This is a genomic window from Mycobacterium ostraviense (assembly GCF_002705925.1).
Taxonomy (GTDB): domain Bacteria; phylum Actinomycetota; class Actinomycetes; order Mycobacteriales; family Mycobacteriaceae; genus Mycobacterium; species Mycobacterium ostraviense.
The window spans coordinates 1,726,863-1,753,548 of the sequence record NZ_NKRE01000001.1; the positions used below are offsets into that span (position 1 = coordinate 1,726,863).

At 67.8% G+C, this 26,686-nt stretch carries 15 protein-coding genes and 5 pseudogenes; 7 read left to right on the plus strand and 13 right to left on the minus strand.

What is annotated here, in order from left to right; genetic code table 11:
* Positions 1 to 124: 124 nt before the first annotated feature.
* From CDN38_RS07815 to pstS, 3 genes and pseudogenes are all read right to left on the minus strand, one after another.
* Positions 125 to 1,042: a CE1 family esterase gene (locus tag CDN38_RS07815; RefSeq protein ID WP_075512631.1), complete on the minus strand. Its 918-nt coding sequence runs from the start codon at positions 1,040 to 1,042 to the stop codon at positions 125 to 127.
* A gap of 500 nt (positions 1,043 to 1,542) precedes the next feature.
* Positions 1,543 to 2,259, minus strand: coding sequence for a PPE family protein (locus tag CDN38_RS30525; RefSeq protein WP_233026801.1), 717 nt, complete (start codon positions 2,257 to 2,259; stop codon positions 1,543 to 1,545).
* Between the two features lie 159 nt (positions 2,260 to 2,418).
* Positions 2,419 to 3,524, minus strand: a pseudogene (gene pstS, locus CDN38_RS07825) (phosphate ABC transporter substrate-binding protein PstS).
* A gap of 405 nt (positions 3,525 to 3,929) precedes the next feature.
* On the opposite strand from pstS, the gene CDN38_RS30530 reads away from it, so the two are divergent.
* Positions 3,930 to 4,031 carry a DUF732 domain-containing protein gene (locus CDN38_RS30530; protein WP_267888307.1) on the plus strand — a complete coding sequence of 34 codons (102 nt, stop codon included), beginning with the start codon at positions 3,930 to 3,932 and terminating at the stop codon, positions 4,029 to 4,031.
* 212 nt (positions 4,032 to 4,243) lie between these two features.
* A pseudogene (locus CDN38_RS07830) lies at positions 4,244 to 4,744 on the plus strand (IS1634 family transposase); the annotation flags it as partial.
* Positions 4,745 to 4,821: 77 nt separating this feature from the next.
* On the opposite strand, the pseudogene CDN38_RS33510 reads toward CDN38_RS07830, so the two are convergent.
* Positions 4,822 to 6,613: pseudogene (locus CDN38_RS33510) on the minus strand (PE family protein).
* Between the two features lie 526 nt (positions 6,614 to 7,139).
* On the opposite strand from CDN38_RS33510, the gene CDN38_RS07840 reads away from it, so the two are divergent.
* On the plus strand, positions 7,140 to 7,325 hold the full coding sequence (locus CDN38_RS07840) for a DUF732 domain-containing protein (RefSeq protein WP_233027165.1): 186 nt from the start codon (positions 7,140 to 7,142) through the stop codon (positions 7,323 to 7,325).
* A gap of 4 nt (positions 7,326 to 7,329) precedes the next feature.
* Here CDN38_RS07840 and CDN38_RS07845 read toward each other — a convergent pair whose 3' ends face one another.
* From CDN38_RS07845 to CDN38_RS30535, 3 genes and pseudogenes are all read right to left on the minus strand, one after another.
* Positions 7,330 to 10,245, minus strand: coding sequence for a sulfatase-like hydrolase/transferase (locus CDN38_RS07845; protein WP_075509215.1), 2,916 nt, complete (start codon positions 10,243 to 10,245; stop codon positions 7,330 to 7,332).
* Positions 10,242 to 11,096: an RluA family pseudouridine synthase gene (locus CDN38_RS07850; RefSeq protein ID WP_075509216.1), complete on the minus strand. Its 855-nt coding sequence runs from the start codon at positions 11,094 to 11,096 to the stop codon at positions 10,242 to 10,244. Before CDN38_RS07850 ends, CDN38_RS07845 begins: the two co-directional genes overlap by 4 nt.
* A 305-nt stretch (positions 11,097 to 11,401) precedes the next feature.
* A pseudogene (locus CDN38_RS30535) lies at positions 11,402 to 11,642 on the minus strand (hypothetical protein); the annotation flags it as partial.
* Between the two features lie 632 nt (positions 11,643 to 12,274).
* Here CDN38_RS30535 and CDN38_RS07860 point away from each other — a divergent pair.
* A complete protein-coding gene (locus CDN38_RS07860; protein ID WP_075509217.1) occupies positions 12,275 to 13,210 on the plus strand; it encodes a PPE domain-containing protein in 936 nt (311 codons plus the stop codon).
* A gap of 864 nt (positions 13,211 to 14,074) precedes the next feature.
* On the opposite strand, the gene CDN38_RS07865 is transcribed toward CDN38_RS07860, so the two are convergent.
* Entirely contained in the window at positions 14,075 to 15,094 is a 1,020-nt protein-coding gene (locus CDN38_RS07865; protein ID WP_075512815.1) for a magnesium transporter CorA family protein, read from the minus strand.
* Between the two features lie 430 nt (positions 15,095 to 15,524).
* On the opposite strand from CDN38_RS07865, the gene CDN38_RS07870 reads away from it, so the two are divergent.
* Entirely contained in the window at positions 15,525 to 19,931 is a 4,407-nt protein-coding gene (locus CDN38_RS07870) for a cation-translocating P-type ATPase (RefSeq protein WP_082277358.1), read from the plus strand.
* Positions 19,932 to 20,032: 101 nt separating this feature from the next.
* Here CDN38_RS07870 and CDN38_RS07875 read toward each other — a convergent pair whose 3' ends face one another.
* The 3 genes from CDN38_RS07875 to CDN38_RS07885 all read right to left on the minus strand — a co-directional run bounded on the left by CDN38_RS07875 (position 20,033) and on the right by CDN38_RS07885 (position 24,825).
* Complete coding sequence (locus tag CDN38_RS07875; RefSeq protein WP_075512816.1) at positions 20,033 to 21,568, minus strand: FMN-binding glutamate synthase family protein; 1,536 nt, start codon at positions 21,566 to 21,568, stop codon at positions 20,033 to 20,035.
* Positions 21,565 to 23,316, minus strand: coding sequence for a glycerol-3-phosphate dehydrogenase/oxidase (locus tag CDN38_RS07880; RefSeq protein WP_075512817.1), 1,752 nt, complete (start codon positions 23,314 to 23,316; stop codon positions 21,565 to 21,567). Before CDN38_RS07880 ends, CDN38_RS07875 begins: the two co-directional genes overlap by 4 nt.
* A 78-nt stretch (positions 23,317 to 23,394) precedes the next feature.
* Positions 23,395 to 24,825, minus strand: a complete 1,431-nt coding sequence (locus tag CDN38_RS07885) for an NAD(P)H-quinone dehydrogenase (protein ID WP_075512818.1) — start codon at positions 24,823 to 24,825, stop codon at positions 23,395 to 23,397.
* A 165-nt stretch (positions 24,826 to 24,990) separates the two neighbouring features.
* On the opposite strand from CDN38_RS07885, the gene CDN38_RS07890 reads away from it, so the two are divergent.
* A complete protein-coding gene (locus CDN38_RS07890; RefSeq protein WP_075512819.1) occupies positions 24,991 to 25,470 on the plus strand; it encodes a gamma-glutamylcyclotransferase family protein in 480 nt (159 codons plus the stop codon).
* Positions 25,471 to 25,511: 41 nt separating this feature from the next.
* On the opposite strand, the gene CDN38_RS31730 is transcribed toward CDN38_RS07890, so the two are convergent.
* Both CDN38_RS31730 and CDN38_RS32375 read right to left on the minus strand, forming a co-directional pair.
* Positions 25,512 to 25,787: a DUF5134 domain-containing protein gene (locus CDN38_RS31730; RefSeq protein ID WP_082277357.1), complete on the minus strand. Its 276-nt coding sequence runs from the start codon at positions 25,785 to 25,787 to the stop codon at positions 25,512 to 25,514.
* Positions 25,750 to 26,346: pseudogene (locus tag CDN38_RS32375) on the minus strand (DUF5134 domain-containing protein); the annotation flags it as partial. The gene CDN38_RS31730 and the pseudogene CDN38_RS32375, both read right to left, overlap by 38 nt.
* On the opposite strand from CDN38_RS32375, the gene CDN38_RS07905 reads away from it, so the two are divergent.
* A complete protein-coding gene (locus tag CDN38_RS07905; RefSeq protein ID WP_075512820.1) occupies positions 26,337 to 26,636 on the plus strand; it encodes a DUF1490 family protein in 300 nt (99 codons plus the stop codon). The pseudogene CDN38_RS32375 and the gene CDN38_RS07905 sit on opposite strands and share 10 nt — an antisense overlap.
* The last annotated feature ends 50 nt before the right edge of the window (positions 26,637 to 26,686 follow it).

Below are 26,686 nucleotides of genomic sequence, written 5' to 3' on the forward strand. Positions count from 1 at the left end.
GCGCTGCTGTTGACGTCCTCGCAGGCATTGCCCGATCGTGTTGGGTTGTGCCGCAGGAACATCCAAGTTCATGCGCCGCGGTTCATCGACGACGGGCGCGAACGCCTCAGCTAGCTAGGCCCCCTTAGGCCCGGCCGTGCGACATAAAGAACTGCACAATGGCGTGCGACCCGTCGAGGGCGCGCGTGGTGCTGCCGACGATCGTCTTGGGCAGATACTGCTTGCCGCCGGGCCAGGTGTGCCCGCCGTTGTCGATTCGATAGAAGATCACTTCGGTCCCGGCCACACATGACCGCGAGTCATAACGGCGTACCACGGTTCCATCGCCGACATTGGGCAGTTCATCCATCGTGGGATCGCCCTGACATCCGTCGACCGCGCGCCAGCGGTCGACCATGCTGGCAGCCGAAATGGCTTGGCTGGGACCGCCGCGGCCGCGCACTTTCCCACCGTTGAACGGCACCACCGGATCGGCGGTGCCGTGCGCTTCCATCACCGATACCGGCCGCGACGGATTGCACGCCACACCCACGCCCAGCGTGCCGGCGATCGGCGCGATCGCGGCGAACACGTCGGCGCGGTCGCACGCCAACCGGTTTGACATGAATCCTCCGTTGGACATTCCGGTGGCAAAGACGTGGCCGGCGGGAACCGAAAACTCGCTTTGCAGCTTGCCCACCAGCGCGACCAGAAAGCCGACGTCGTCGAGATGGCGGCGGTCCGCCGGCGAGGCTCCGCGCCCGTCGGCCCAGCTCTTGTCGTAACCGTCGGGATAGACCACCAGCAGGTTGTTGGCGTCGGCAACGGAGTCGAAGGCTGAAAGACTTTGCTGTCCGGCGCCGGTGCCACCACCCCCGTGCAGGTTGAGCACCAATCCGACCGGGGCGCCCGGCGGCGAATGCACGATATATGCCCGCTTCAAACCGCCGAACTGCAATGTTCCGGCCTGATCTCGAGAACGGGCCGCCGATACGTGCCGCTCTCCGCAGCCGGCCAGGCATGCCACGAGAACGAGCGACAAGAACCATCGCGCCCAGGGCATGACGGCCAAGTTACCGACCGCCGCTGCGCCGGGGTTGAGTACCTCGGATATTTCGGCGGCGGGATCACCACTCATCCCGCTGATGGCGGTCGGGGCATCACCGTACCCTTGAGCTCCAAACCGTATTCAAGATCTTCGTTCTTCTGTTACTTCCTCTTGCGCCAACCACTGCCTGCCGAGATCGGCGGCGGCATCAGCGGCGGAAGCATGGGGAAACCGGACGCCCCCGGAGGAAGCGGCGACACCGCCGACGCAAGCCGCACCGGCGTTTGCGCAGCAGGCAACAGCCACACCACAGCAGGCGGAGCGGTGGGGTTGCCCATCGAAACTCCGACGCCTACCGCTGCTGTCGGCGCTTCTGCCACCAAGGGCCCTGACCGCGCTGGAAAAACTCTCCGCCGTCTCCCCAAGGGCCGATTCCCCTTCGGATAGGCCCGCGGCGATATCGGGGCCCACAGCCTGCAGTGCCTGAGCCGACCGAAGTGTTCTGCGCCAAGTAACTAAAGAGGTTGATCGGAAAGCCACGAGATGAATTGGTTGGCATAGGTGTTGGCCAGCCCAAACCAGCCGCTGTTGGGGTCGAAGGTGACGCCAAGCGTCGGCAATACCGCATCCACCGGGGAGACAGCGGCAGCGGGTGCCGCAGTGGCGGCAACGGTCGGCTCCAGGTTGGCTTGTGCAGCCAGCCCCGCCGGATCGACAATCGACGGCGGCGAAGCGAACTGGGTCAGCGGGAGAGCTTGCGCCGAGGCTGCCTCATAGCGATACATGGCCGCCGAATTGTTCACCCACATGGTTTCGTACTGCGCTTCGGTCTCGGCGATGGCCACAAGGTTTCTGCCGAATTCGTGGTGACCAGCAACTCTGCCAACTGGGTCCGGTTGGCACTGACCGCCGAGGGGTGAACCACCGTCGAGAGAGTAGAGCCGAATGCCGCTGCGGCGAGCTGCGCCGAGGATCCCAGGCTGCTGGCACTGCTGCGCGGTGGTGCGCATCCAGCTGAGGTAGGGCCCAACAGCGTCGATCATGACCGACGAGGACGGACCATGCCAGGCCTCAGCCGCATAGGACAGCGCCGGGACAAAGGCGCGAACCGTTTCCTCCATTTCAACGGGTAGCCGCTGCCACGCATTGGCGGCCTCAAGAAGTGATTTCGCTCCAGGTCCCGAGTGGATTAGCGCCGACGTGACCTCAGGGGACAAAGCGATGAAGTCCATGGCATCTCACCCTCGCTAGGTGGGAAAATTTCTGTGAAACATGGAGATGACTACGGCGAGAAAGACCCTGGAACATTGCGCGTCGTCGTCTCACGTGCGCCGCCACGTCATCCCGGTCCGCGGAGTGGCGGGCGGCCTTCGGGGCAAAACGACCTCTGATCACGAGATGGCATTGACCGCAGTCGACAATCGCGAGCTGAACGCGTCCGGAATGGGGATATATCCGTTGTCCTTCAGACCATTCTGGCCGGCGCCGATCGTGCTTTGTAGGAAAGCCCTTACGGCCGTACCGACTTGCTTATCGGGATACTTAGAGCACACAACCTCGTACGTCGCCAGCACGATCGGGTAGGAGCGCCGGGCTCGTTTGGCCGTAGAACGAGATCGTGTCGAGGGCGAGGTCATTGCCCTCCCCGAGTACCCAGGCAGCGGAAATCGTCTTCCCCACCGAATCCGCGCTGATCGCTACCGGGTCTTGACCGGCCGACGTGACGACCTTGGCTGTGTTCAGGTGTTGCGCCTGGGCGCGAACAGACCATTCGACGTAGGTGATCGACCCGTCGCCGCTCTTCACGGCCGCGGCGGCGCCGGCGTTGCCCTGCGACACCGCCGTTGAACGTCTTTCCGGCGCCCTTGCCCCACGCGCCGCCCGAAGCGGTATCGAGACATCTCTGGAAGTTATCCGAGGTCCCGGACTCGTCGCTGCGAAAAACGACACGAATTGGCTTAGCGGGCAAGGCGATACCTGAGTTCAGCGGCTGAATCGCAGGATCGTTCCAGGTAGTGATGCCGCCGTTGAAGATCTTGGCTGCACTCGGAGCGTCGAGGTTCAGCGAAGTCAGACCGTTGACGTTGTAGGCGATGGCGATGGGGCCGAACACCATCGGCAGGTTCCACGCCGGCGAGCCGCAGCGCCGCTCCGCCTTGGCATACTCATCCTTGCTCAGCGGCGAATCCGAACCGTCGAAATCGGTTTGGCCGCCCGTAAATTCGCTGATCCCAGCTCCGGAACCGTTACCAGTGTAGGTCAAGGACTGCCGGGGACACGCTCGTTCGAAAGCCTCGACAAAGCAGGTCATTGCATTTTCCTGAGCGGTGGAACCACTGGCCTTCAGAGTCGGCTTGCCGCCACAAGAAACATTCGCCGATGACCCGCGCGTTGTCGCGCTTCCGCCGGAAGCATTGTTGTCACTACCACACGCCGACAACGTCACCGCGGCGGTGGCCAGAATACTCAGCGCGACACCAAATCGGTTGATTTTCAATTCAATTCCCTGAAGTACAGGTAAATGGTCGCCGCCGGCACGGCGATCGTCCGCCATGCCGCTGCCTTCCTCGCAGCCGTAGGAATGGTACCGTTGCGCCATTAGGCCTGGCTTCGCCGGACGAGCCGAACTCAGTGAATTCAGCACCGTTTCCGATCAGTACACGGTCTCGACACTCGCGGACTTCATTCGTTCAATCACGATGGGCAATGACCGCGAGATCGGCCGCTCGGCTTGCCGCAGCAATTCTCAGCGGGGAGGTTCCAACAATGGCGACCAGGCAAGCTAACCCCCGACGAACTTACAGTATGGGCGCGACCACTTAGCCTGGCGAGCGTGACAGCCCAGACCGCGCATGCCGGCGGGGTCGATCAGGCGTTTCCGAACGCGTTGAAATCCTAGGACATCAACTTCGCGACACCACAAGCCGCGATCGTTGCCGGTCATCAGGCCTGTGATGAGCTTGATCAAGGATGGCAAGGGCGACAACGCGACAGACATGACTGATACCAGTAACCGCGACAGCTACCGAGCGGGTTCATTGTCGGCCCGAGCATCGCTGCGTTCTGCCCGAGGCGTCACCCAGCCTGACGGCATCCGCCTAGCGCGCCATCGCTACTGCCCAGCGGCTGACCGCGGGTCAGGAAACGTTTGACCTTGGTCTGGACTCGACCGTAATCGCCGGTGCACTTTGGAAGTCATGAGTTCGCAAGCGGCACGGCTTGTGTGTGGCGTATCGCCAGCTAAGGTTCGATCACGCCGCCGGCGGTGGCGAGTTGTCTCGTGATTGGGTGCGGGCCAGGATCATCGAGCCGACGAGTAAGGCCGACTCGTTGAGGGCGCTCGGTGAGGTTGGTGTCGAGCCGGTCTGCTACCGGACCCTGACCCGCCGCCTGCCGTATTTCGCCAATCCCGCGTTCGGGCAGGCGTTGTCGGCGTGTGCTTGGCGTGCCGGGCTGGGGCCGGCGCCGCCGGTGCTCTACGACGTGGGCACGCCGCACTTCGAGACCGATGTCTTTGTGGGCAACAAGGCTGAGAACTACCACCATGCCGCCGGTGATCAACGCCGTCAAGGCCGACTCACCAACTGTCCAATGTCACGGTGGTCGCCGACACCGGCATGATCTCGGCACCAACCACAAAGCGATCCAGGCACCGCGACCCCGTTTCTGCCGCGAGTGGTCGCCCAATGGCGCGACACTCATCCCGGCGAAGACATTGCCCGCCCAGTCTGCGCATGCCGGACTTCCTGCACGGGAACGGCTGCGGTGGCCAGGTGGCGGCATCGCCAGCAATGTCACAACCCATCGATCCCACTTGGCCCTAGTAACAGCCCGCCGGCGCCGCCGGCACCGCCGACCGCGCCTCCGCCGCCGCCCAATCCGCGATTGCCACCGTTACCGCCAGTCCCGATCAGCCGGGCGTCGCCGCCCTTGCCGCCGTCACCCGGCGTACCAGCTGCAGAGTTGTATCCACCCTGGCCGCCGTTGCCGCCGTCGCCGATCAGGGCGGCCCTACCCCCGGCGCCGCCGTCGCCTGAAGCGGTGGCGCTTTCGCCGCCGGCACCGCCGACTCCGCCGTTGCCGAAGAGCCCGATCGCGGCCCCGCCGGCCCCTCCGGCCCCGCCGGCTGTGTCGCCGAAGCCTCCATTCCCGCCGGCTCCACCGGAGCCGGCGAGGCGACCGCTACTTCCGCCGGCGCCGCCGCCACCGCCGGCAGCGGTGGCAGAGGTGCCGCCGGTACCGCCCCCGCCGCCAGTGCCGAAGAGCATGGCGGCGTTGCCGCCGCTGCCGCCAGCCCCTCCGGAGCCCATATTCGAGCCGCCGCCGCCACCGCCGGCCCCGCCGTCGCCGGACAACACACCACCATTGCCGCCGCCACCGCCGACTCCGCCGGTCAAGGCCTGGCCGAACCCGCCCTGACCGCCGCCGCCACCGGTACCACCCAGGAGGCCGCCACGGCCGCCCGTCCCGCCGGCCCCGCCGGTGTTGAAGCTAGCCCCGCCGTCGCCACCGGCGCCACCGGCACCGAAGAGCACAGCGCCGTTGCCGCCGCCACCGCCGGCGCCGCCGAATCCGTCGCCCCCGCCGCCCGAGCCGCCGGCGCCCCCGGTGCCGTAGACCACACCGGCGGAACCGCCGGCCCCGCCTTTCCCGCCGGTGACGCTGCCGGAGGTGGCACCGCTCCCACCCGTGCCTCCGTCACCCCCACTGCCAAACAGCATCGCGCCGTTTCCGCCCTTGCCCCTGTCTCTTATACACATCTGACGCTGCCGACCCGTTAGCCGCTGGCGAGCCCCCGCCGGCCCCGCCAGTTCCGCCGTTGCCGACGAAGAGGCTGGCCCCGCCGGCACCACCAACCCCACCGTCCCCGACGATGCCGCGTCCTCCGGCGCCTCCGGCGCCGCCGTTGCCGAACAGCCCGAGACCACCGGCTCCTCCAACACCACCGCCGGCACCGCCGGTGCTCGCACCGCCGGTGCCACCCACTCCGCCCGGGCTGAACAACCCGCCCATTCCGCCCTGCCCGCCGGTGCCGCCGACGCCGCCGGCACCGGTAGCAGCTCCGCCGGCTCCGCCGGTACCGGCGGAGCCCAACAACAGCCCGGCGGCCCCGCCATTGCCGCCACGCCCGCCGCTGACCCCGTCCGCGCCGGACCCGCCGGCCCCGCCGTTGCCGATCAAGATGCCGCCGTCGCCGCCGTTCTGCCCGGTTCCCGGGGCCCCGTTGGCGCCGTTGCCGATCAGCGGGCGCCCCACCAGCGCCAGCGTGGGCGCATTGATCAAATCCAGCACAGTCTGCGCAACGTTGGCGGCCTCCGCGTTGGCATAGGCTGCTCCGCCGGTCGCCAAGCCGTTGACGAATTGAGCGTGAAACTGCGCCGCCTGGGCGCTCACCTCCTGATAGCGCAGCGCATGTTCTCCGAACAGTGCCGCGACGGCCGCCGACACCTCATCGGCGGCCGCGGCCGCCACTTGCGTGGTCGGAGCCGCCGCGGCCGCGACGGCTTCGTCGATGGCCGACCCGACACTTGTCAACTCCTGGGCCGCTGCCGAGATGAATTCCGGTGTCGCTACCAACGAGTTCATGTGCGTTTCCTAGGGTTTCGGAGGCGATGGGCAGGCGCAAACAGCATATTGGCGCTCGCGCCGAGCCATCTGGAAATCGCCAAGAGTTATGCGTAGTTACAAGAACTCCGGGGCGCACAATACGACTGAGGTTCGCGGCTCCCGCATCGTGAGATTTTCCGTGCAACAGGCCATTAGTTGCGTGAGCCATCACGTCTAGCTAGTTGGTAGTCGACGTTTCGACGCGATCCACCGATGAATTGAGGCTCTGCGCGGCGGCTGGTCCGTGAATTCGTCGGTGGGCGGTGGTCAAACGGAGATGGTTCGCGGAGGCGGGCGGCGGCATACGATGCGAACCCGCCGAGTGGGTCTCAATATGGTTGGCGCGGCTACCCCGAGGTCGCTGATTTGGCGGTTCAGCCCAGCCATGAAGCCGGTGCGGCGCGGGTGGTAGCCAACGCCGCGGTGACCGTCGTGCGTGCGGCCAGCTGTTGGCACTGCAGCGCCCGTAGCTCGCTCGTCGCGAACATGACGTGCGATGATCGCAATGTCGTCGGCTTGGCTTTGCCATCAGCACTTCTCATCAAGGAGGTTTGAGTTCGATCTCGGTAGGCAAAAGCCCGACGTCGCTACTGACGTGACGAATAGCAGCAACCTCGACGGCTATCGCGCCGGGTACTTTGTCGGCGTGAGCATCGCCGCGTATTGCCCCAGGCACCACACATCGACGTGACGCGCTAACCCGCGGCGCCCTGTCCGACGGCCTGCACCGAGGCGTGCTCGTGCAACGCCTTCTCGGCATCGGGATGAACGGGCTTGAGATCGAAGATCACCTCTTTGACGGTTCCGGTGAACGCGTACGGCGCCTTGTCCTCGTAGTCGCGGTCGACCACCAGCCCGTTGTCGCGGCCGATGTCCATCCCCGCGTAGGACGTAAACGACAGGCTCACCGTTTGGGGCAGCCGACCCTCGCCGATCAATCGGTCGCCGGCCCACAGGGTCACCTTGCCGCCGGAACCCACCTCGGGCTGCTCGGTTTCGAACACCATCCGCGCCGTGACGTCGCCGGTGGGCAGCGGCTCCGTCGACACCTGCCGATAGGTCTCGACGCCGAGGAAGGAGTAGGTGTGGTGCAGCCGCTGCTGCTCGTCGACCCAGAGCACGAACCCACCCATGAAGTCGGCGTTGGCGACGATCACGCCCTGTGCACCGCTGTCGGGGATGTGCAGCCGTCCCTCGATCGCGTAGGAGCGGCCGAAGATGCGTGGGACCATGCCGCGCTGGATGTTCTGCACGTCTCCCTGGAAGGCGAATCGGGTGGTGGTGGGTAGTGGTGGCAAATCTCCGAACATCACGGCCAGCCCGCCCAGCAACGGCAGCACCCGGTTGCGTTCGGCTTCCTGCCACCACAGCTGCCGTAGTTCGGCCAGCTTGTCCGGATGTTCGGCCGCCAGGTCCTTGGCCTGGGAGAAGTCGTCGGGCAGGTAGTACAGCTCCCAGATGTCCTGATCCGGGTCGTATTCACCGGGCGCGAACCGCCGCATCGTCTGCGGTGACAGGTCCCACGGCGCCCGGTCCAGCCGCGCACCCGCCCACCAGCCGTCGCGGTAAATGGCTCGGCTGCCGAAGTTCTCGAAGTACTGCACGGTGTGGCGCTCTTCGGCGGCCGGGTCGTCGAAGGTGTGCAGGAAACTGGTGCCGTCCATCGGCTCCTGCTCGAAGCCGTCGACACTGGTCGGCTCCGGTAACCCGATGGCCGCCAACACAGTTGGCGCGATGTCGATACAGTGGGTGAACTGGCCGCGAACCTGGCCGTCGGGCCGGATCCGGGCCGGCCAGGCGACCACCATCGGATCGCGGGTGCCACCGAGGTGGCTGGCCATCTGCTTACCCCACTGGAACGGCGTGTTGTTGGCGTGCGCCCAGCCGCTGGCGAAATGCGGTGCGGTGAACTCGTCGCCGAGAGCTTCGATGCCGCCGTATTGCTCGATGAGCGCCAGCTGCTGGTCGGCGTCGAGATCCAGGCCGTTGAGGAACGTCATCTCGTTGAACGAGCCGGTGTTGGTGCCTTCCATGCTGGCGCCGTTGTCGCCCCAGATGTAGAAGACCAGCGTGTTGTCGGCCTCGCCGAGATCCTCGATGGCATCCAGCAGCCGGCCGACGTTCCAGTCCGCATTTTCGGAGAACCCGGCGAACACCTCCATCTGCCGGGCGTAGAGCTTCTTTTGGGTGTCCGACAGACTGTCCCAGGCCGGGAACAGCTCGGGCCGCTCGGTCAGTTCGGTGTCCGGGGGAATGATCCCCAGCTGTTTCTGCCGTTCAAAAGTCTTCTGCCGATACACATCCCAGCCTTCGTCGAACTGCCCGCGGTACTTGTCGGCCCACTCCTTGAACACGTGGTGCGGTGCGTGCGTGGCGCCGGTCGAGTAGTACAGCAGCCACGGCTTGGTGGTGCTCTGGGCCCGTACCGTGTGCAGCCATTCGACGGCCTTGTCGGTGAGGTCGTCGGGGAAGAAGTAGGGCTTGCCGTGTTGTCCCTCGGGTATGCCGATCACCGAATTGTCCTGGGTGATGATCGGGTCGTACTGGCCCGCGGCGCCGCTGGGGAAACCCCAGAAATGGTCGAATCCCCAACCCAGCGGCCAGTTGTCGAACGGCCCGGATGCTCCCTGAACGTTGTCGGGGGTCAGATGCCACTTACCGAACGCCGCGGTCACATAACCGTTGTCGCGCAGGATCCGGGGCAGCGCGGCGCAACTCTGCGGCTTGACCGTCGAATAACCCGGGAACGGACCGGGGAATTCGCACACCGATCCAAAGCCCACCCGGTGATGGTTGCGCCCGGTCAGCAGCGCCGAGCGGGTCGGCGAGCACACCGCGGTGACATGGAAACGGTTGTAGGCCAACCCGTTCTGCGCCACCCGCGACAGCGTCGGGGTCCGGATGCCACCGCCGAAGGTGTCCGGCCCGCCGAACCCGGCGTCGTCGATCAGCACGATCAGGACATTGGGCGCATTGTCCGGCGCGCTTGCGCCGGGGACTATCGTCCAGTCACCGACGGACTCTGCCATGGTGCGCCCGATCGTGCCGCCGAAGCTGCGCTGCGGCATCGGCAGCTTCGTCCGATCGGGGTTGAACTTGCCCATGGCTTCCTGCAACGCCGCGCCCAAGCTCCGCAACGTCGAATGACTCAGTTCTGCAACCGATTTCATCGGCGAACCGGCAAGCGTCTGCTCCACCGGAAGCCGGCCCGCCGCCGGTGTCACGACGATGATCACGGCACTGCCCGCCGACAGCACCTGGCCGATCTTGTCGGCCAACCCGCTCTTGATTCGATGGTGGGCGAAGGTGCCGGCCAATGCTCCGGTCGCAGCGCCCACCGCCCCTCCAACCAACCCAGCGGCCAGCAGCGCCGGCGAGAACAAGCCCACCGCCAGTCCCACGCCGGCGCCCCAGGCCGCGCCGCGGCGACCGAGACGATTCCCGGTGTCGAGCAGCACCGGATTGCCCTCGTCGTCCTTGCCGACCAGCACCGCGCCCTGCAGCGGGAGCGTCTTGGCGTTGGCCCGGCCGGTGAGGTTCTCGAAATCGTGCCGGGCCGAATCAATGTCCTGATACCCGGCGACGATGACCAGTGCGCTGTCTTCACTCATGACCAGATTTCCTCTCGGCGGCTGATGAACTCACGGCGCGAGCCGGTGAGCGGATCGTCGAACTCGATGCGCTTCGCCAGTAGCTGCAGCGGCGAGCTGAAGTCGTCGTCAGCCACCTGGAGCACCTTGGGGTACAACGCATCTCCGGTGATCGGCAGTCCCAGTGACGCCATGTGCACCCGCAGCTGGTGGGTGCGTCCGGTACGCGGCGTCAGCCGGTACAAGCCCCCCGGTGAGATCAGCTCGACCAGCGTCTCCGCATTCGGCTCGCCGGGTTCGCAAACCGCCTGCAGCTGACCGCGACGCTTGACGATGTGGCTGCGGACCACACGCGGCAATGCCACCGCTGGGTTGACCGCTGCCCGGGCCAGGTAGGTCTTGCGCACCGCACCGCGTGCGAACAGCGTCTGATAGCTGCCGCGGAGCTCACGCCGGGTGGTGAACAGCAGCACCCCGGCGGTCAGCCGGTCCAGCCGATGCGCGGGGCTCAACTCCGGTAACCCGAGTTCACAACGCAGCCGCACCAACGCGGTCTGGGCGACATGGCGGCCGCGCGGCATGCTCGCCAAGAAGTGCGGTTTGTCGACGACGACGATGTCGTCGTCCTGATACAGCACCGGCATTTCGAAGGGCACCGGAACTTCGTCGGGCAGATCGCGATACAGGTGGACGAAAGACCCCGGCGGCAGCACCGTATCGGCGTCGACCACCGCGCCGTCACCGTCGCGGATTTCCCCGGCGAGCAGCTTTGCCCGAGCCGGCGCACCGAACCGCGCGTCCAGCTCGGACAGCACCGATCCGCCCCGCAGCCGCACCCGAGCGGGTCCCAGCGCATCACGAACGGCAAGCACGCTCGCAGACTATAGAACCCGAAGCGCTCCGGTAGCGCTAACCAACCGATCGACTGAGACCGCTTGGTACGTCGAGGTCGCAACTTCCCGAAGTTCACGCGTGTCATCCTTCGTGCGCGCTGTTACCCCGGGTGTTGATCAGGGGTTGCGGAGGTCTTGAGGTCGCGGGTGGGTGGCGGTTGGTTGGCGCTTGCGGTGTCCGCGACGCGATGGGGTGACCGGGTGGCGGAACGAGTTTCTTGATGCCCCATGGTATTTGGGTTTCGATGCCGTGGCGGTGGTGGCCGGCCCCGGGGTAGCCAACGCTAGTTGGGTGGTTGGGGTTGGGGTTGGAAGGGTTCGTACCACCACCAGTGGGCGCGCCCGCCGGTAGGTCCTGGACAGGGCGCCACCACGGGCGGGAGTTGGTGGGCGTGCCAGCGATCCCGGGCTGAGTAGCCGGCCGGCGTGGTCGGTGACGACGAGAGCCTCAGCGGTTCCGATGATGGTCAGCACACCACGATGGTGCAGCCGGCGATGGTAAGGGCAGACCAGCACCAGGTTTGAGGCAAGTCGCCAATTTACCCTCGAATTCTCTTGGCTTGCCGGCTCCGGGCGTAGCCGGTTTGTCCGGCCTCGGGGCTTGGCTGGCGCTGGGTTCGTTAGGATCGGCTGACGTTTGTCTGCGGGCAGTGAGTCGGAGGTCGTGGGTGATGGTGTTTGCGATGGAGCCGGCGGTGGTGGGGGTTTCGGGGCTAGCCCAGGCGGGGTTGGCGGCGCAGCAGGGTGCTGGGGTTGCCGCGGGGCGCCGATGTTGGCGGGGGTGGTGCCGATGGGAGTGGATGCTGATTCGGCGGCGTTCGCTGCCGCGCTGGCCGCGGTGGGAACGGCGTATGTGAGCCGCTGCTGAGCATGCCGCGGCGCGGGGGGTGTTTTCTGATGCGCAGTCGGTGGCGGCCGGGATCACGGTGGCGAGTGAGGCGATGCGAGCGGCGGCCCTGGCCCTGTAGGGGTTAGGGGATTGTGGTGGTGCATCCGTGGTCGGCGTTTTCGCCGGAGGCCAACTATGCGGCGTTGGCCTCAGGGTCTGGTCCGGCCTCGACGTTGGCTTATGCCGACGCGTTGAGCGCGCAGGCGGCGCAGGTGCAGGCGGTGGTGGCGGCCTCGGCAGCCAGTGGGGCGGCCACCTATGGCACCGGTTGGCAGGGGCGGGAGCAACGGCCTCGGCGGTCACCCACGGTGCGCTGGATGCTCAGCATGAGCTGCTGGCGGCGGCGCTGGTGGACAAGGCGTGCCATGTGGTGGCGGCGGCGGGTGCGCATCAGAGCGCGTTGGCGTCGATGGTCACCGCCGAGGAGGCGGGGGCTAATCGGGTGGATGAGGCCGCCGCGCAGCAGCTCAACCCGCTGGTGTGGGGGGCGTTGACTCCGCAGATCGTGGCGTTGAACGTCGAGTATTACGGGCAGATGTGGCCGCATAACGCGGCTGCGGGTGCGGCCTATGGGGCGGCGTTGCGCGCTGCCGCCGCAGCGATCATGGTGCCGTTTCCGCCGGCGGTGCCCGGAGCATCACTGGCGGCTGCGGGGGTGGGGTTGGCCGAAGCCGGGGCGATGAGTGCGGCCGGGGCAACCGTGCGCGCCAGCGAGCAAGCCGCCCACGCGGTGCTCACCCCGGCAGCGGCCGCGCCGCAGGGCGGTGCCGGCGCACGGGGAGGTGCCGCCTCACTAGCCGGCTCGGCTGTGCCGTCGGCCGCCCCGAATGCGGCCTCGGTGGCGGGCACCCCAACCGCGGCTCAGACAGTGCATCCGGCGCCGCAGGCTGCGGTGGGGATGTTCGCAAGGATCTCACCGGCCGGGGTAGTTGGCGCCCCCACCGGCGCTCCCCCTGCCGGTGAGGGGCCGGCCTCGGCGCAGCTCGCCGAGGCGCTGCAGAGCCGCGCCGGCGCCTTGACCCCGCCTGGATCGGAGCTGGGGCCTGGCGGGTCAGCGGTTATCCGGGTGCCGGTTTCACCAGCTACGTTCGGCCCACGGCGACGGTTTTGCCCCACCACCGGTCGAGCCGGGCCGGCAGCAGCGCACCCGCGGGCATGCTCAACGCGGCCGCGCTGGGCGGCCCGGTCATCACCCCCAGCTTGACAGCGCCGGTGCAGCCGCTGGCCTACGTCCACCCACAGCCACCACAACCCGGCGGCCTGTCTTTGGCTCCCCAGCCGCCCCTGCTCGACCCCGGCGACATCGCTCACACCCTCAACTCCCCACCCCCACCGCAATCACCGGCACCCCCACTACCAGCTCCCCAACCGGATGCGCCGCCGGGCGGCCCGCCGGGGCCGGCCACCGGGAGCGGCGGCCCTAGCGGCTCCGGGGGCCCGGGCGCCCAGATGCTGGGTTTCGGTGCTGGCCCAGCACCCCAGGCACCGCCGTCGCCGATACCGCTTGCTCCACAACCACCGCCTCCACCGCCACCGTCTCCGTCGCCGGGCAACCCGCCGCTGGGCCCCCCGCCCATTCCGTCCTGGGCCAGCCCACCGCCACCGGCCTCGCTGCAAGCGACGCGCGACGCCTACAACAAGTTGACATACCTCGATAGTTCACGCAATTCGGTGCTGAGGTGTGTCGTGAACGTGAAAGGTGCACTGCCTCAACGATAATCGACGTTTGCTGGCGTTGGAGAATCGATCGAGGAGTGCACCTATCAGATGCAGGCTACTACGGATTGGTACCAATCCGTAGTAGCCCGCATCTGATAGGTGCACTCCTCGATCGATTCTCCAACGCCAGCAAACGTCGATTATCGTTGAGGCAGTGCACCTTTCACGTTCACGACACACCTCAGCACCGAATTGCGTGAACTATCGAGGTGAACACTGTATTCACAGCACGCATCCCCTCACTTACCAAGGTAGGGCAGGGTCAGGGAGTGGAAGCCCGCCGCGTAAGGCAACCTCTGGTGACAACGACATTCAATCCGCTCCTCGGGCGACTTCAAGCCGGGAGCCGTCAAAGCCAGTCGCGACGCCTAAACGTCACATAAAGCACGATCATCAAGACGACGATCACGCTGGTGCTGACGATGAAACCCGACAGGGAGCCGAAGCCGGGATAGGGGATGTTCTGGCCATAATAGCCAGTGATCGCGGTCGGGACCGCGATGATGGCCGCCCACCCGGTCAGCTTCTTCATCACGGTGTTCAACCGGGCATCCTGCAGGGACAGATTCGTTTCGAAAATGGTTGTGACCATGTCACGCAACGACTCGGTCCATTCCGACACCCGAAGCACGTGGTCGTACAGGTCGGCGTAGAGCGGGTCGAGTTCTCGGGCAGCTTCGGCCTGCGGGGCCTGCAACCGGTGATGCTGGATGGAGTTGACGACCTCGCGCATCGGCAGCGCAACTCGCCGCAGGTTCACCAGGTCTCTGCGCAACTGGAATGTTCGGCGCTGAAAGTTCGCCTGACGTGAGTTGCCGTCGAACAGCTCGTCCTCGATGGCTTCGATGCAGTCGTCGAGGGCCTCCACCGCCGCGAAATGACTGTCGACCACCACATCGAGCAACCCGTGCACCAATGCGCCGACACCGTGGCGCTGGCCGCCGATTTCCCGCCATTGTCGGGTGACCTGCGCCATGTCGAAGTCGCGCGTCAGGCGCACCGTGATCAAACCCCGGGCAAGCACGAACGCCGAAATCCGGTGCATCGCCAGCATCGGCTGGCGATCGGCGCCGGCGCCGGCTTTGGCAACGGAGCAGACGTCGACGGCATAGACGGTGAAGAAGGTGTGGGTTTGGTACGCGGTGGCCTTGACACGTTCGGCTGCTGCCACGGCGTCCTCAACAGCCCAGGGGTTCAGGCCGAGTTCGGCCGCTAGCTCGCGCAATGTGTCGTGGTCCGGGTCGCACAAGTCGACCCACACCAAGGTGTCGTCCTCGACGAGGTAGTCGGAGATCCGGTCGAACTCGAAGTCGTCCTGTGGCTCACCGCAACGCCATACGCAACCCTGGTTACTCGGCGCGAACTGCACCAGGTCATCTTTTCAGGCCACCTGCACCACCGGGTACACCGTGCCCCCAGTGCGTCGACATGTCATCGCCCGGAGTCGAAGCCACACCGGCGGGCATGTTGGCTGTTTTGCGCTGTCTCCCAACGTGACTGCCGCGCCGGTCGGCGCAGCGCGGCACTCGCCGACTTCGCATGGAAGCGGGTGGTGCAAACCCGCTGCCCCCGCCCGCGTGTCCTTGCCCGTTAGTCTGACGCTCAGGCGTAACCTGACTCGACATAATGCACGCGCCGATGTGGTGAGCCAAACGTGTGCCCGAACCGGCCTTTCGTTTCCGGCCGGCGTATTCGAGAATCGGTGCGAGGTGGGTGTGAACAGATTGCTCGGCCCCGGTCGTCTGCCCGGTTTCGGCCTGGTGGCAGCGCCGCTGCGGGCTGCCGTGGCGGGCACCCGCATGACCGTTACCGCCGGCGCCGCCGTTGCGGGCGCCGCCGCAGGCACCGTCCTGCTGGGCGGCAACCTGGCAGCGAGTGTGGGCAGATCGTTATCCCGTGCGACACCGGATGTTTCGGCGATGACCCGCACGGCGGCGGGGGTCGCGATCGAGGCGGGGGGTGGCCCGCCGGCACGGCGCAGCTGCACCACCGGTTCGCGGTGCTGGGTCGAGGTGCGCGGCCTCGGCGATAAGCACGCCGCCGCCATCGCCACCGACGTGCTGATGGCGGTACGAACGACGCCCGGTGTCCGGGAGGCCTTCCTGAACCGCACCGTGGCGCGGCTGGTCGTCACCGTAACCGCCGACGGGCCCTCGGCGGCCGAACTCTGCCGGATCGTCGCCGACGCCGAGCGGCGCCACGGGACCACCGACACGCGCCAGCGTCCGCTCAGCCTGCCGGGCGACGACGCGCTGCTGATGGGACGGATGATCGCGGCCGCGGCGGCCACCGCGGGCCTCGGCCTTTCGCTGACCGGCAGCCTGCTGCGGCTGCCCAGGCTGCCCGATTTGGTGGCCGTGCCGCCGACGCTGGCCGACCACCTGCCGCGACTGCGGAAAGAGCTGGAACGGCGCCTCGGACCCGAGGGCACCGACGTCTTGTTCGGTGTCGTCAACGCCACCGCCGCCGCACTGACGCTATCGCCGACGGCGGCGGCGGCCGAAGCCGCGACCCGCGCGATGCTGGTGGCCGAGGCCTGGACCGGTCGGCTCACCTGGCGTCGCCATGAACCCGGGTTGGGCAGCCGGCCGGTGCCCGACGACGCCGCGTCGGCACCCAGGAGCATCCCGACCCCACCCGACGGGCCGGCGGAACGCTACGCCAACCGCGCCGGTGCGGCCGGTATCGGCGCCGCCGCGGTGGTGGGCGTGCTGTCGCGCAACCTCGACATGGCCGGTGCCGCGGCGCTGACCGCCGTCCCGAAGCCGTTGCGCACCGTGCGCGAGGCATTCGGCTGCACGATGAGCAGCGGGCTGGCCGCCCGTCACGACGCGCTGGTGCTGCGTCCCGGTGCCTTGCGAACACTCGACCGGGTCGATGCGATCATGATCGACCCGCGGGCGTTCTACACCGACGATTTGATGGTCAGTCGCGTTCTGGGCGTTCCGGATTCGCAACGCACCCGGGCCTGGGAAGCGGTGCGGGCCGCACTGGACGAGGCCGGACTGACCCCCGGATGGCACGACCTGGCGGATATCCCCGGCGCCGGCGGCGGCGCCGGCCAGGCGCTGATCAGCCCGGTGCGCGATCCGTTCGCCGCGGCGGTGCTCACCGAAGCGCGCCGGTCACACCCGCGGGTCTTCTCCCTCGATGACGACGGATTGCGTTCGCTGGCACAAGGATTCGACCAACTGTATCCCCTGGACGGGTCGATCGACGACGCGGTGGCGGCGGCTGTCGCGGAACTGAAGGCCGGCGGCGCCACCGTGGCGTTGCTGACCACCTCGCAGATGCGGGCCGCGCATCGGGCCGATGTCACGATCGGGATGCAGCGGCACCGGCATCCTCCCCCGTGGGGTGCCGACGTTGTCGTTTCGGACCTGGCCGGCGCCTGGCGGGTGCTGCACGCGATGCCCGCCGCGCGAGCCGCCACCGACAATGCGGTCCGGCTGTCGGCCTCGGCGTCGGCGATCGGTGCCCTGATGTTGATTCCCGGTGTGCCGGGGCGCAGTTCGGTCTCGGTCAACGTCGGGATGGCCGCCAGCCTGTGGTTCGGATTCCGTTCGGCCGCAAAGGTTTTCCGCGATCCACTGCCAGAACCCGAAACCGTCCACGACTGGCACAGCCTGCCTGTTGCGCAAGTGCGGCAACTGCTGCGCCGGCCTCCCGACGAACACCGGGCGCCAGCATCCACCCGGTGGCACAACCTGCCGCCCGTTCGCCTGCTGCAAGCCGCGGGTGCGAAGTCATGGGGACTCGTGCGCGATTTCGCGGACGAGATGCGCTCCGACCTGTCCGACCCGATCACGCCGCTGCTGGCCACCGGCGCGCTGGCCAGCGCGCTGCTGGGCTCGCCGCTGGATGCGGTGCTGGTGAGTGGCGTGCTGCTGGTCAACGCGGGGCTGTCGGCCGAACAGCAGTTGCACGCCCAACGCATCCTGAATCGCCTACTGGCCGTGCAAGATCCGTCCGCGCGCCGGCTTACCGGCCCGCTCGATGAGCAGCGCCACGAAAAGGTGTCCGCCACGCGGCTGCGCCCGGGCGACATCATCGAAGTCCATGCCGACGAGGTGATCCCCGCCGACGCCCGGCTGCTGCAGGCGTCCGACGTCGAGGTCGACGAATCCATGCTCACCGGCGAGTCGCTGCCGGTGGCCAAGCAGACCGAGCCCACGCCCGGCGCCCCGCTGGCCGAACGGACCTGCATGCTCTATGCCGGCACCACGGTGGTTGCCGGCACGGCCGTTGCCGTGGTGACCGCGGTCGGTTCGCGCTCGGAGGTGCGCCGGGCACTGGCGATGGCGCCGAGGAAGTCGCAGGAGATCGGCCTGCAACGACAGCTGCGGCGGATCACCCGGCGGGCCTTGCCATTCAGCGTGGCCGGCGGCGCTGTGGTCGGGTTGCTCAGTGTGGCGCGGGGCACGCCGTTGCGGGCGGCGGTGGGAAGCGCGGTCACGCTGATCGTCGCCGCCATTCCGGAGGGGCTGACCCTCGTGGTGACGCTGGCTCAACTGGCCGCCGCACGCCGGCTCACCGGCGAGTCGGTGCTGATCCGTAATGCCCACTCGATCGAGGCGCTGGCCCGGCTGAACGTGGTGTGCTTCGACAAGACCGGCACGCTGAGCGAGAACCGGCTGAGGGTCAAATCGGTACACCCGGTGACCGGCCACACCCCCGGACAGGTGCTGGATGCCGCGCTGAGCACCACCTATTCGAGGCACACCCACCGGGTGGAGCATGCCACCGACGATGCGATCAACCGGGCCGCCGACGACCCCGCGCTTCGCGGCTCGCGGCCGCAACCGCGACGGACCCGGGACGCCTTCTTGCCGTTCCAATCCGGTCGCCCGTTCGCCGCCGCGCTGGTCGGCACCCGGCTGACCATCAAAGGCTCACCGGAGGTCCTCTCGTCGGCGCTGCGGCAGCAACCCGGCACCAGCACCGAAGCGTTGCAGCAGCAGATCGACGAATTGGCGGCCAGGGGGTTGCGCGTGCTGGCGGTGGCCGAGCGTCGCCTCAGCCGCGAGCAGGCCGCTGCGGCGGCGGCCGATCCCGATCTGCTGGAAAGCCTGTGCCTGTCCGGGCTCTACCCGATCGGTCTGCTGGGGTTGGCCGACACGCCGCGGCCGACGGCCCGGTCCGTGCTGACGGCACTGGCCGACCGCGACATCGCGGTCCGGTTGATCACTGGCGACCATCCCACGACCGCGGCCGTGATCGCCCAGGAGTTGGGCATCGACGTCACCGTCGAGCAGGTGGTCACCGGCTCCGACTGGGAAGCATTGTCGGCCGACCAGCGCGCCGAGGTGGTCGCGTCGCGACTGGTCTTCGCACGCATGACGCCGGAGCACAAGATCGAGGTGGTCCAGAGCCTGGAACGGGCCGGGCTGGTCACGGCGATGGTCGGCGACGGCGTCAACGACGCGGCCGCGATCCGGGCGGCCAGCGTGGGCATCGGAGTGGGCGCGCGCGGCAGCGACGCGGCCCGAACGGCGGCCGACGTCGTGCTGCTCGACGGGAAGATCGAGGCACTGCTCGACGCCCTGGATGAAGGCGAGCAGCTGTGGCGCCGCGTGCATTCGGCGGTCTCGGTGCTGCTGGGCGGCAACCTCGGCGAGGTGTGCTTTGCACTGATCACCACCATCCTGACCGGGCGTTCGGTGCTCAACGCTCGCCAGATGCTGCTGGTCAACATGTTGACCGACGCGCTGCCGGCCGCCGCCCTGGCCGTCAGCCCCCAGGCGGGAACCGCCGAGGTCGACCGCGACGAGGCGGCGATGTGGCGCGCGATCGGGATTCGTGGCGCGTCCACGACGATCGGCGCCATGCTGGCGTGGCTGCTGGCCAGCGCGACCGGTACCCGGCGCCGCGCGGCGACGGTGGCGCTGATCGGGTTGGTGGGCACGCAACTGGCCCAGACACTGGCCGACTCGCACAGCGGGCTGGTGGTACTGACGACCGTCGGGTCCTTTGGCGCGCTGGCGATGGTCGTGAGCACGCCCGGCCTCAGCCACGTGTTCGGCTGCACCCCGGTGGGCCCGCTGGGCTGGGGTCAGGCGCTGGCCGCGGCGGCGGTGGCGGGCCTGGCCTCGGCGCTCGCTCCCGACCTGCTCGTTCGCGCATCCGAGCACGCCCGGCGGGTCATCGGCAGCACCGCCGATGGTGAGGCGTTGGTCGACGACGCTGACTCCCTCGCGCGCAGGTAACCAGAACCCCCGGACCCCGTGCGCCGAGATCGACGACAGCGCGGAAAAGTTCAAGTGGACGTCGCGCGCACGTCGATCTCGATGACGTAGCGCAGCCGCCGTCAGCCGGCCACGAGCTCCGTGATCGCTTCGACGTCTGCCGGCCCGGGCAGGCCCCAGTCGGGCTTGTAGTCGAATAACTCGTCGACCTGCACGGTCTGCAGGTCGACGTCGAGCAGTTCGATGGCGTTCAGGGGTACCAGTGCCGGGTGGACATGGCCGCAGGCGCGGGCCAGGCACAGCAGTTCGAAGCGCAGGGTGGCCAGATAGTTGGCGCAGCGCACCGACTTCAACGCCGGATCGAGGCCATGCTGCAGCCATGCCGACTGGGTGGCCACCCCGGACGGGCAGCGGCCGGTGTGGCAGCGCTGCGCCTGGATGCAGCCGATGGCGAACATGGCGGTCCGGCCGACGTTGACCATGTCGCAACCCATCGCCAGGGCCAACAGCGCATTCTCCGGGATGCCGAGCTTGCCCGAACCGATGAACACCACGTCGTGGTGCAGGCCCGCTTCGGCAAAGGCTCGGTAGACCCTGGGAAATGCCCACTTGAAGGGCAGCGCCACGTGGTCGCTGAACACCAGCGGCGCCGCGCCGGTGCCGCCCTCCCCGCCGTCGACGGTCACGAAATCGACACCGCGACCGGTGCGGGCCATGCGCGCGGCGAGCTGCGGCCAAAACGCCTCGTCGCCGACCGCCGACTTGATGCCCACCGGAAGACCGGTCTCGGCGGCGATGGTCTCCACGAAATCGAGCAGTCCGTCGACGTCGTGGAATGCCGAATGCCCGGCGGGACTGCGGCAGTCCACCCCGGCCGGAATGCCGCGGATGGCCGCGATTTCCGGAGTCACCTTGGCGCCGGGGAGCATGCCGCCCAGCCCCGGCTTGGCGCCCTGACTGAGCTTGATCTCGATGGCCCGGATCGACGGCGTGGCGGCCACCCGGTCGACCAGCCGCGGCAGACTGAAGGTGCCGTCCTCGCTGCGGCAGCCGAAGTACCCGGTGCCGATCTGCCAGACCAGGTCGCCGCCGTTGAGGTGGTACGGCGATATCCCGCCCTCCCCCGTCGTCTGCAGGGCTCCGGCAAGGGCCACACCCTTATTCAGCGCGGTGATGGCCGCGCCGCCCAGCGACCCGAAGCTCATCCCGGAAACGTTGACCAACGACGAGGGCCGGAATGCTTTGGCGCGGCCCCGCACACCGCCGAGCACCTTGGCCGCCGGCAGCGGCACCGCCGGATCGGGGTGCCCCGGGTCGCCATCCGGGGCCGGCACTGGGAACGCTGCGTGCTTGATGATCGGATAGTTATGGGACCGCTCGAGGTCGTTGTCGGTGCCGAAGCCGAAGTACCGGTTGGTCAATTTCGACGACGTGTAGACCCAGCGCCGTTGGTCACGGCTGAAGGGTTGCTCCGCGTTGTTGTCGGTGACGATGTACTGGCGCAGCTCCGGCCCCACCGCTTCGAGAAGGAACCGCAGGTGGCCGATTATGGGGTAGTTGCGCAAGATGGTGTGCCGGCGCTGCACCAGGTCCCAGCCCACGACGCCGGCCAGACTCCCGCCGACCGCGGCCGCCAGGGATCGCCGCTTCGCGCTCAATTGAGCGGCACCGGTTCGAGGATCTCGGCCCGGGCTTCGGGCGCGCTGGCCCGCAACATGTCCGCCGACACGTCGTCGGGCTGCGCCTGCGAGAGCACCTCGGCTTCCACCCGCGCCTTGTAGTTGGCGACCTCCCGCTCGATGTCCGCGGCGGACCAGCCCAGCACCGGTGCGATGATGTCGGCCACCTCCCGGGCGCAGTCCACACCGCGGTGCGGATATTCGATGGAGATCCGCATCCGCCGGGCCAGGACGTCCTCGAGATGCAGGGCTGCCTCGGCGGTGACGGCGTAGCGGGCCTCGACCCGCAGGTAGCCGGGCGCCTCCTTGATCGGGCTGAGCAGGCCGGGATCGTCGGCCGCCAACTCCAGCACCTCGTTGATCAGCGAACCGTAGCGGTCCAGCAGATGACGCACCCGGTACGGGTGCAGACCATGCATCGCGCCGACGTGTTCGACCTGGTTGACCAGCGCGAAGTAACCGTCGGCGCCGAGCAGGCTCACCTTCTGGGTGATCGACGGCGCGACCCGGGCCGGAATGAACTGCACGGCAGTGTCGATCGCGTCGGCCGCCATCACCCGGTAGGTGGTGTACTTGCCGCCGGCGATGGCCACCAGTCCCGCTGCCGGCACGGCCACGGCGTGCTCGCGGGACAGCTTCGAGGTTTCCTCGCTTTCCCCGGCGAGCAGCGGACGCAGCCCGGCGTACACGCCGTCGATGTCGGCGTGCGTCAACGGGGTGGCCAGCACGGTGTTGACGGTGCCCAGGATGTAGTCGATGTCGACCTTGGTGGCCGCCGGATGGGCCAGGTCGAGGTTCCAGTCGGTATCGGTGGTGCCGATGATCCAGTGGCTGCCCCACGGGATGATGAACATGACCGACTTCTCGGTGCGCAGGATCATCGCCACATCGCTGACGATCCGGTCCCGCGGCACCACCACATGCACGCCCTTGGACGCGCGCACCTGAAAACGTCCACGCTGCTTGGACAACGCCTGGATCTCGTCGGTCCAGACCCCGGTCGCGTTGACCACGACGTGGCCGCGGACCTCCTTGATCGAGCCGTCCTCGGAGTCACGAACCCGCACGCCGATCACCCGGTCACCCTCGCGCAGCAGCGCCACCACCTGGGTGGAAGACCGCACGACAGCGCCGTAATGGGCCGCGGTGCGCGCGACGGTCATGGTGTGGCGGGCATCGTCGACGACGGTGTCGTAGTAGCGGATACCGCCGATCAGCGAGGTCCGCTTGAGGCCCGGGCTCAGTCGCAGCGCGCCGGCCCGGGTCAGATGTTTTTGCGCCGGAACCGATTTGGCGCCGCCCAGCCGGTCGTAGAGGAAGATGCCCGCGGCGATGTAGGGACGTTCCCACCAACGCTTGGTCAGCGGGAATAGGAACGGCAACGGCTTGACCAGGTGCGGCGCCAATCGCGTCAGTGACAGCTCACGCTCGAAGAGCGCCTCGCGCACCAGGCCGAATTCCAGTTGCTCGAGGTAACGCAGTCCGCCGTGGAACATCTTCGAGGAGCGGCTCGACGTGCCGGAGGCCAAGTCACGGGCCTCGACCAGGGCCACCTTGAGACCGCGGGTAGCAGCATCCAGCGCGCACCCGGAGCCCACCACGCCGCCGCCGATGACGACCACGTCGAATTGCTCGGCACCGAGCCGCTCCCAGGCCGACGCGCGCTGCTGCGGTCCCAGCGTCCCAGCGGGCTGCTCACTCTGCGGTGCGCTCATTGGGTTGCTCACGGAAACTGACTCCTGTCGATTACTGGTCGGTAGCGTTGCTCCACCAGGCTAGTTCCTGAGGCGTCGCCGGGCTGGCCTTCAGTCCAGATCGTCGTGGGCCATCAGGCGGCGGGCGGCCTCGGTGATCGAGCCCGACAACGACGGGTACACGGCCAGTGTCTGCGCCAGCTCGTTGACCGTGATCCGGTTCTGCACGGCCACCGCGATCGGCAGGATCAGCTCCGAAGCGATCGGTGCCACCACCACGCCGCCGATCACCACGCCGGTGGAGCGCCGGCAGAAGATCTTCACGAAGCCTTGCCGCAAACCCGACATCTTCGCCCGGGCGTTGGTCCGCAGCGGCAGCATGATGGTCCGCGCGGTCACCGACCCGTCGTCGATCGCCGACTGCGGCACACCGACAGCCGCGATCTCGGGCCTGGTGAACACCGTCGCCGCGACCGTGCGCAACCGGATCGGGCTGACGCCCTCGCCCAGCGCGTGATACATCGCGATCCGGCCCTGCATGGCCGCGACCGACGCCAACGGCAGCAGGCCGGTGCAGTCGCCGGCGGCATAGATGCCGGGCACCGACGTCCGCGACACCCGGTCCACGGTCAGGTAGTTGCCGGGCCCGAGCTCGATGCCGACCCGCTCCAGGCCCAGGCCGCCGGTGTTGGGCACCGACCCGATGGTCATCAGGGCGTGGCTGCCCTCGACGGTGCGGCCGTCGGTCATGGTGACCAACACGCCGGTGTCGGTACGGGTCACCGATTCGGCCCGGGCGTTCTTGACCAGCCGGACACCGCGTTCGGCGAACGACTCTTCCAGGACCAGCGCGGCGTCGGCGTCCTCGTACGGCAGCACCCGGTCCCGGCTGGCCACCACGGTGACCTGCACGCCGAATTCGGTGTAGGCGTGGACGAACTCCGCGCCGGTGACTCCCGAGCCCACCACGATCAGGTGCTGGGGCAGCGCCTCCAAGTCGTAGAGCTGACGCCAGGTCAAGATGCGTTCACCGTCCGGCCGGGCCGACGGCAGTTCCCGCGGGCTGGCCCCGGTGGCGATCAGCACCACGTCGGCGTCGTGCTCGCTGCTGACGGGGCCGTCCGGCCCCGAATCGGAATGGGTCGCCTTGACCCGGTGGCGGGCCAGGCCCGGGGTGGGGTCGATCAGCTCGGCCCGGCCGGCGATCACGTGGACTCCCATGCTGAGCAGCTGGGCGGTGATGTCGGCCGACTGCTCCGCAGCCAGTGCCTTGACCCGGGCATGGATCTGCGGCAATGAGATCTTCGCGTCGTCGATGTCGATGTCGAAGCCCAGGCGCTGCGCCCGGCGCAGCTCGGTGCGCAGGCCGGTGGAGGCGATGAAGGTCTTGGACGGCACACAGTCGTCCAGTACGGCGGCCCCGCCGATTCCGTCGGAATCGATGACGGTGACTTGGACTGATTCGGGGTGTGCGGTGGCTGCGACGATAGCGGCCTCGTAGCCGGCGGGGCCGCCGCCGATGATCACGATGCGGGTCACCACAGGCCTAACCTAGCCCGGTCACCCGGCAGTTCACGAGCAGGCCGCAGCGCGGCGCAAGGGCAAACGCGGCGCGGCGTGCCAGAGCACCGGGTGAGGGCTGCATCACACCCGCCTCAGACCCTCGGGTAGCCGCCATCCATACAGCCGACGTTTAAGCTTTCTCCCGTGCCGCTCTACGCCGCCTACGGGTCGAACATGGATCCCGAGCAGATGCTCAAGCGAGCACCCCACTCACCGATGGCCGGAACCGGCTGGCTCAACGGCTGGCGGCTGACCTTCGGCGGTGAGGACCTCGGCTGGGACGGGGCATTGGCCACCGTCGTCGAGGACCCGGATTCCAGGGTGTTCGTGGTGCTCTACGACATGACGCCGGCCGACGAGATGAACCTGGACCGCTGGGAGGGCTCCGAGTTCGGCGTCCACAAGAAGATCCGGTGCCGCGTGGAGCGGTTGTCGTCGGACACCACCACCGACCCGGTCCTGGCGTGGCTGTACGTGCTGGACGCCTGGGAGGGTGGGCTGCCGTCGGCGCGGTATCTGGGGGTGATGGCCGACGCCGCGGAAATCGCCGGTGCTCCGGCCGACTATGTGCACGACCTGCGCACCCGTCCGGCCCGCAACATCGGTCCGGGTACGACGACCTGACCCGTGCCGGGCTGAGCTGTCCCCCGGCAAGCCGGCGGGTATTACCCCATGACGGCGAACATCAGGGCGGTGCCAGCAGCAGCGAAGGCCTGGGACAGCAGTCCCAACTCGGTCAGCGGGCCGGCGGCAGCCGACCGGCCGGCTCGCCACGCGCCGACGTAACGCCATAGCCAGAGCATGGCCGCGACCGCGAACCCCAGGGTCACGATCCAGTTCGCCGCGGCGATCCACGCTCCGGCCCCGGACGTGGTCTGGCATCTGCGCTGCGGGCATCGACGCTCCGGCGATATGCATCGGTGCCGAACCTGCCAGCACATGGTCTGGTGAATGATCGGTGTAGCCCGCCAAGCTGCCGTTCATCAGCGTGTACATCCATGCCATCGCGATCATCATTGTCGCGTTGTAGCAGTTGGTTGTTCGGTCGCCGAGGGTGCAGCGTCGCCCGCCGGCCACGAGTACGAACCAGCCGGCCGCCAGGAGAAAGAAGACAATCGGCACCAGGCTGTGGGAGGCTGGTCGGATCCGCCAGGCCATGGCAATCATGGCCGCCGACATGGACAGGTGCAGCAGGTGGTCGACTGCGCGGGTCCAGCGAGGACCCCGGGTACCGAAGACGTAGACGTCCGCCGCGATGCTGACGCCAAAAATTGTTGCGGCCGCCCAGCGCAGCGCCGACTCGTTCAGCACGGCGGCAGACATCGCGGCGCCGGGAACGCCTGGCGCGGCGTGGCCGGCGGCGGCTGAGTCGCGTGACCGGATTCGGCGGGACCACAAGTGAAATCGCCGCGGTTGCATTCTATGGAGTACCCTACTGGGGTATTGTAGTTTTGCAAGCTGGCACGCACGATAGGAAAGGTTCGTTCCAAATGGTTTCATGGCATGGGCTCTTGGCGAAATCGGTACCCACGTTGGTGACCGGTGTGGTGGGAGCAGTGGCTTACGAGGTGCTGCGTAAGACGGCGGTGAAGGTACCGCTGCGGGAGGCGACGGTCGCCACTACCGCGTGGGGACTGCGTGGTCTGCGCACCGCAGAACGCAAAGCCCTGCAGAGCTCCGAGCAGGCTCGGCTGACGCTGGCCGATGTGGTTGCTGAGGCGAAAGAGCGCATCGGAGAAGATGTTTCACTGTCGCCGGTAGCGGGCGAGTGCCATGACCACGATCGCTGATCTGCGCCCCGACGCCGATGTCGAGCTGACCGTCGTATCCAATGCGGCGG

Excerpts from the sequence above, each read along its gene's own strand:
- CDN38_RS07815 (WP_075512631.1), bottom strand. The coding sequence starts at position 1,042 with ATGCCCTGGGCGCGATGGTTCTTGTCGCTCGTTCTCGTGGCATGCCTG.
- CDN38_RS30525 (WP_233026801.1), bottom strand. The coding sequence starts at position 2,259 with ATGGACTTCATCGCTTTGTCCCCTGAGGTCACGTCGGCGCTAATCCAC.
- CDN38_RS07840 (WP_233027165.1), top strand. The coding sequence starts at position 7,140 with ATGTCGTCGGCTTGGCTTTGCCATCAGCACTTCTCATCAAGGAGGTTT.
- CDN38_RS07845 (WP_075509215.1), bottom strand. The coding sequence starts at position 10,245 with ATGAGTGAAGACAGCGCACTGGTCATCGTCGCCGGGTATCAGGACATT.
- CDN38_RS07870 (WP_082277358.1), top strand. The coding sequence starts at position 15,525 with ATGACCGTTACCGCCGGCGCCGCCGTTGCGGGCGCCGCCGCAGGCACC.
- CDN38_RS31730 (WP_082277357.1), bottom strand. The coding sequence starts at position 25,787 with ATGTGCTGGCAGGTTCGGCACCGATGCATATCGCCGGAGCGTCGATGC.
- CDN38_RS07905 (WP_075512820.1), top strand. The coding sequence starts at position 26,337 with ATGGTTTCATGGCATGGGCTCTTGGCGAAATCGGTACCCACGTTGGTG.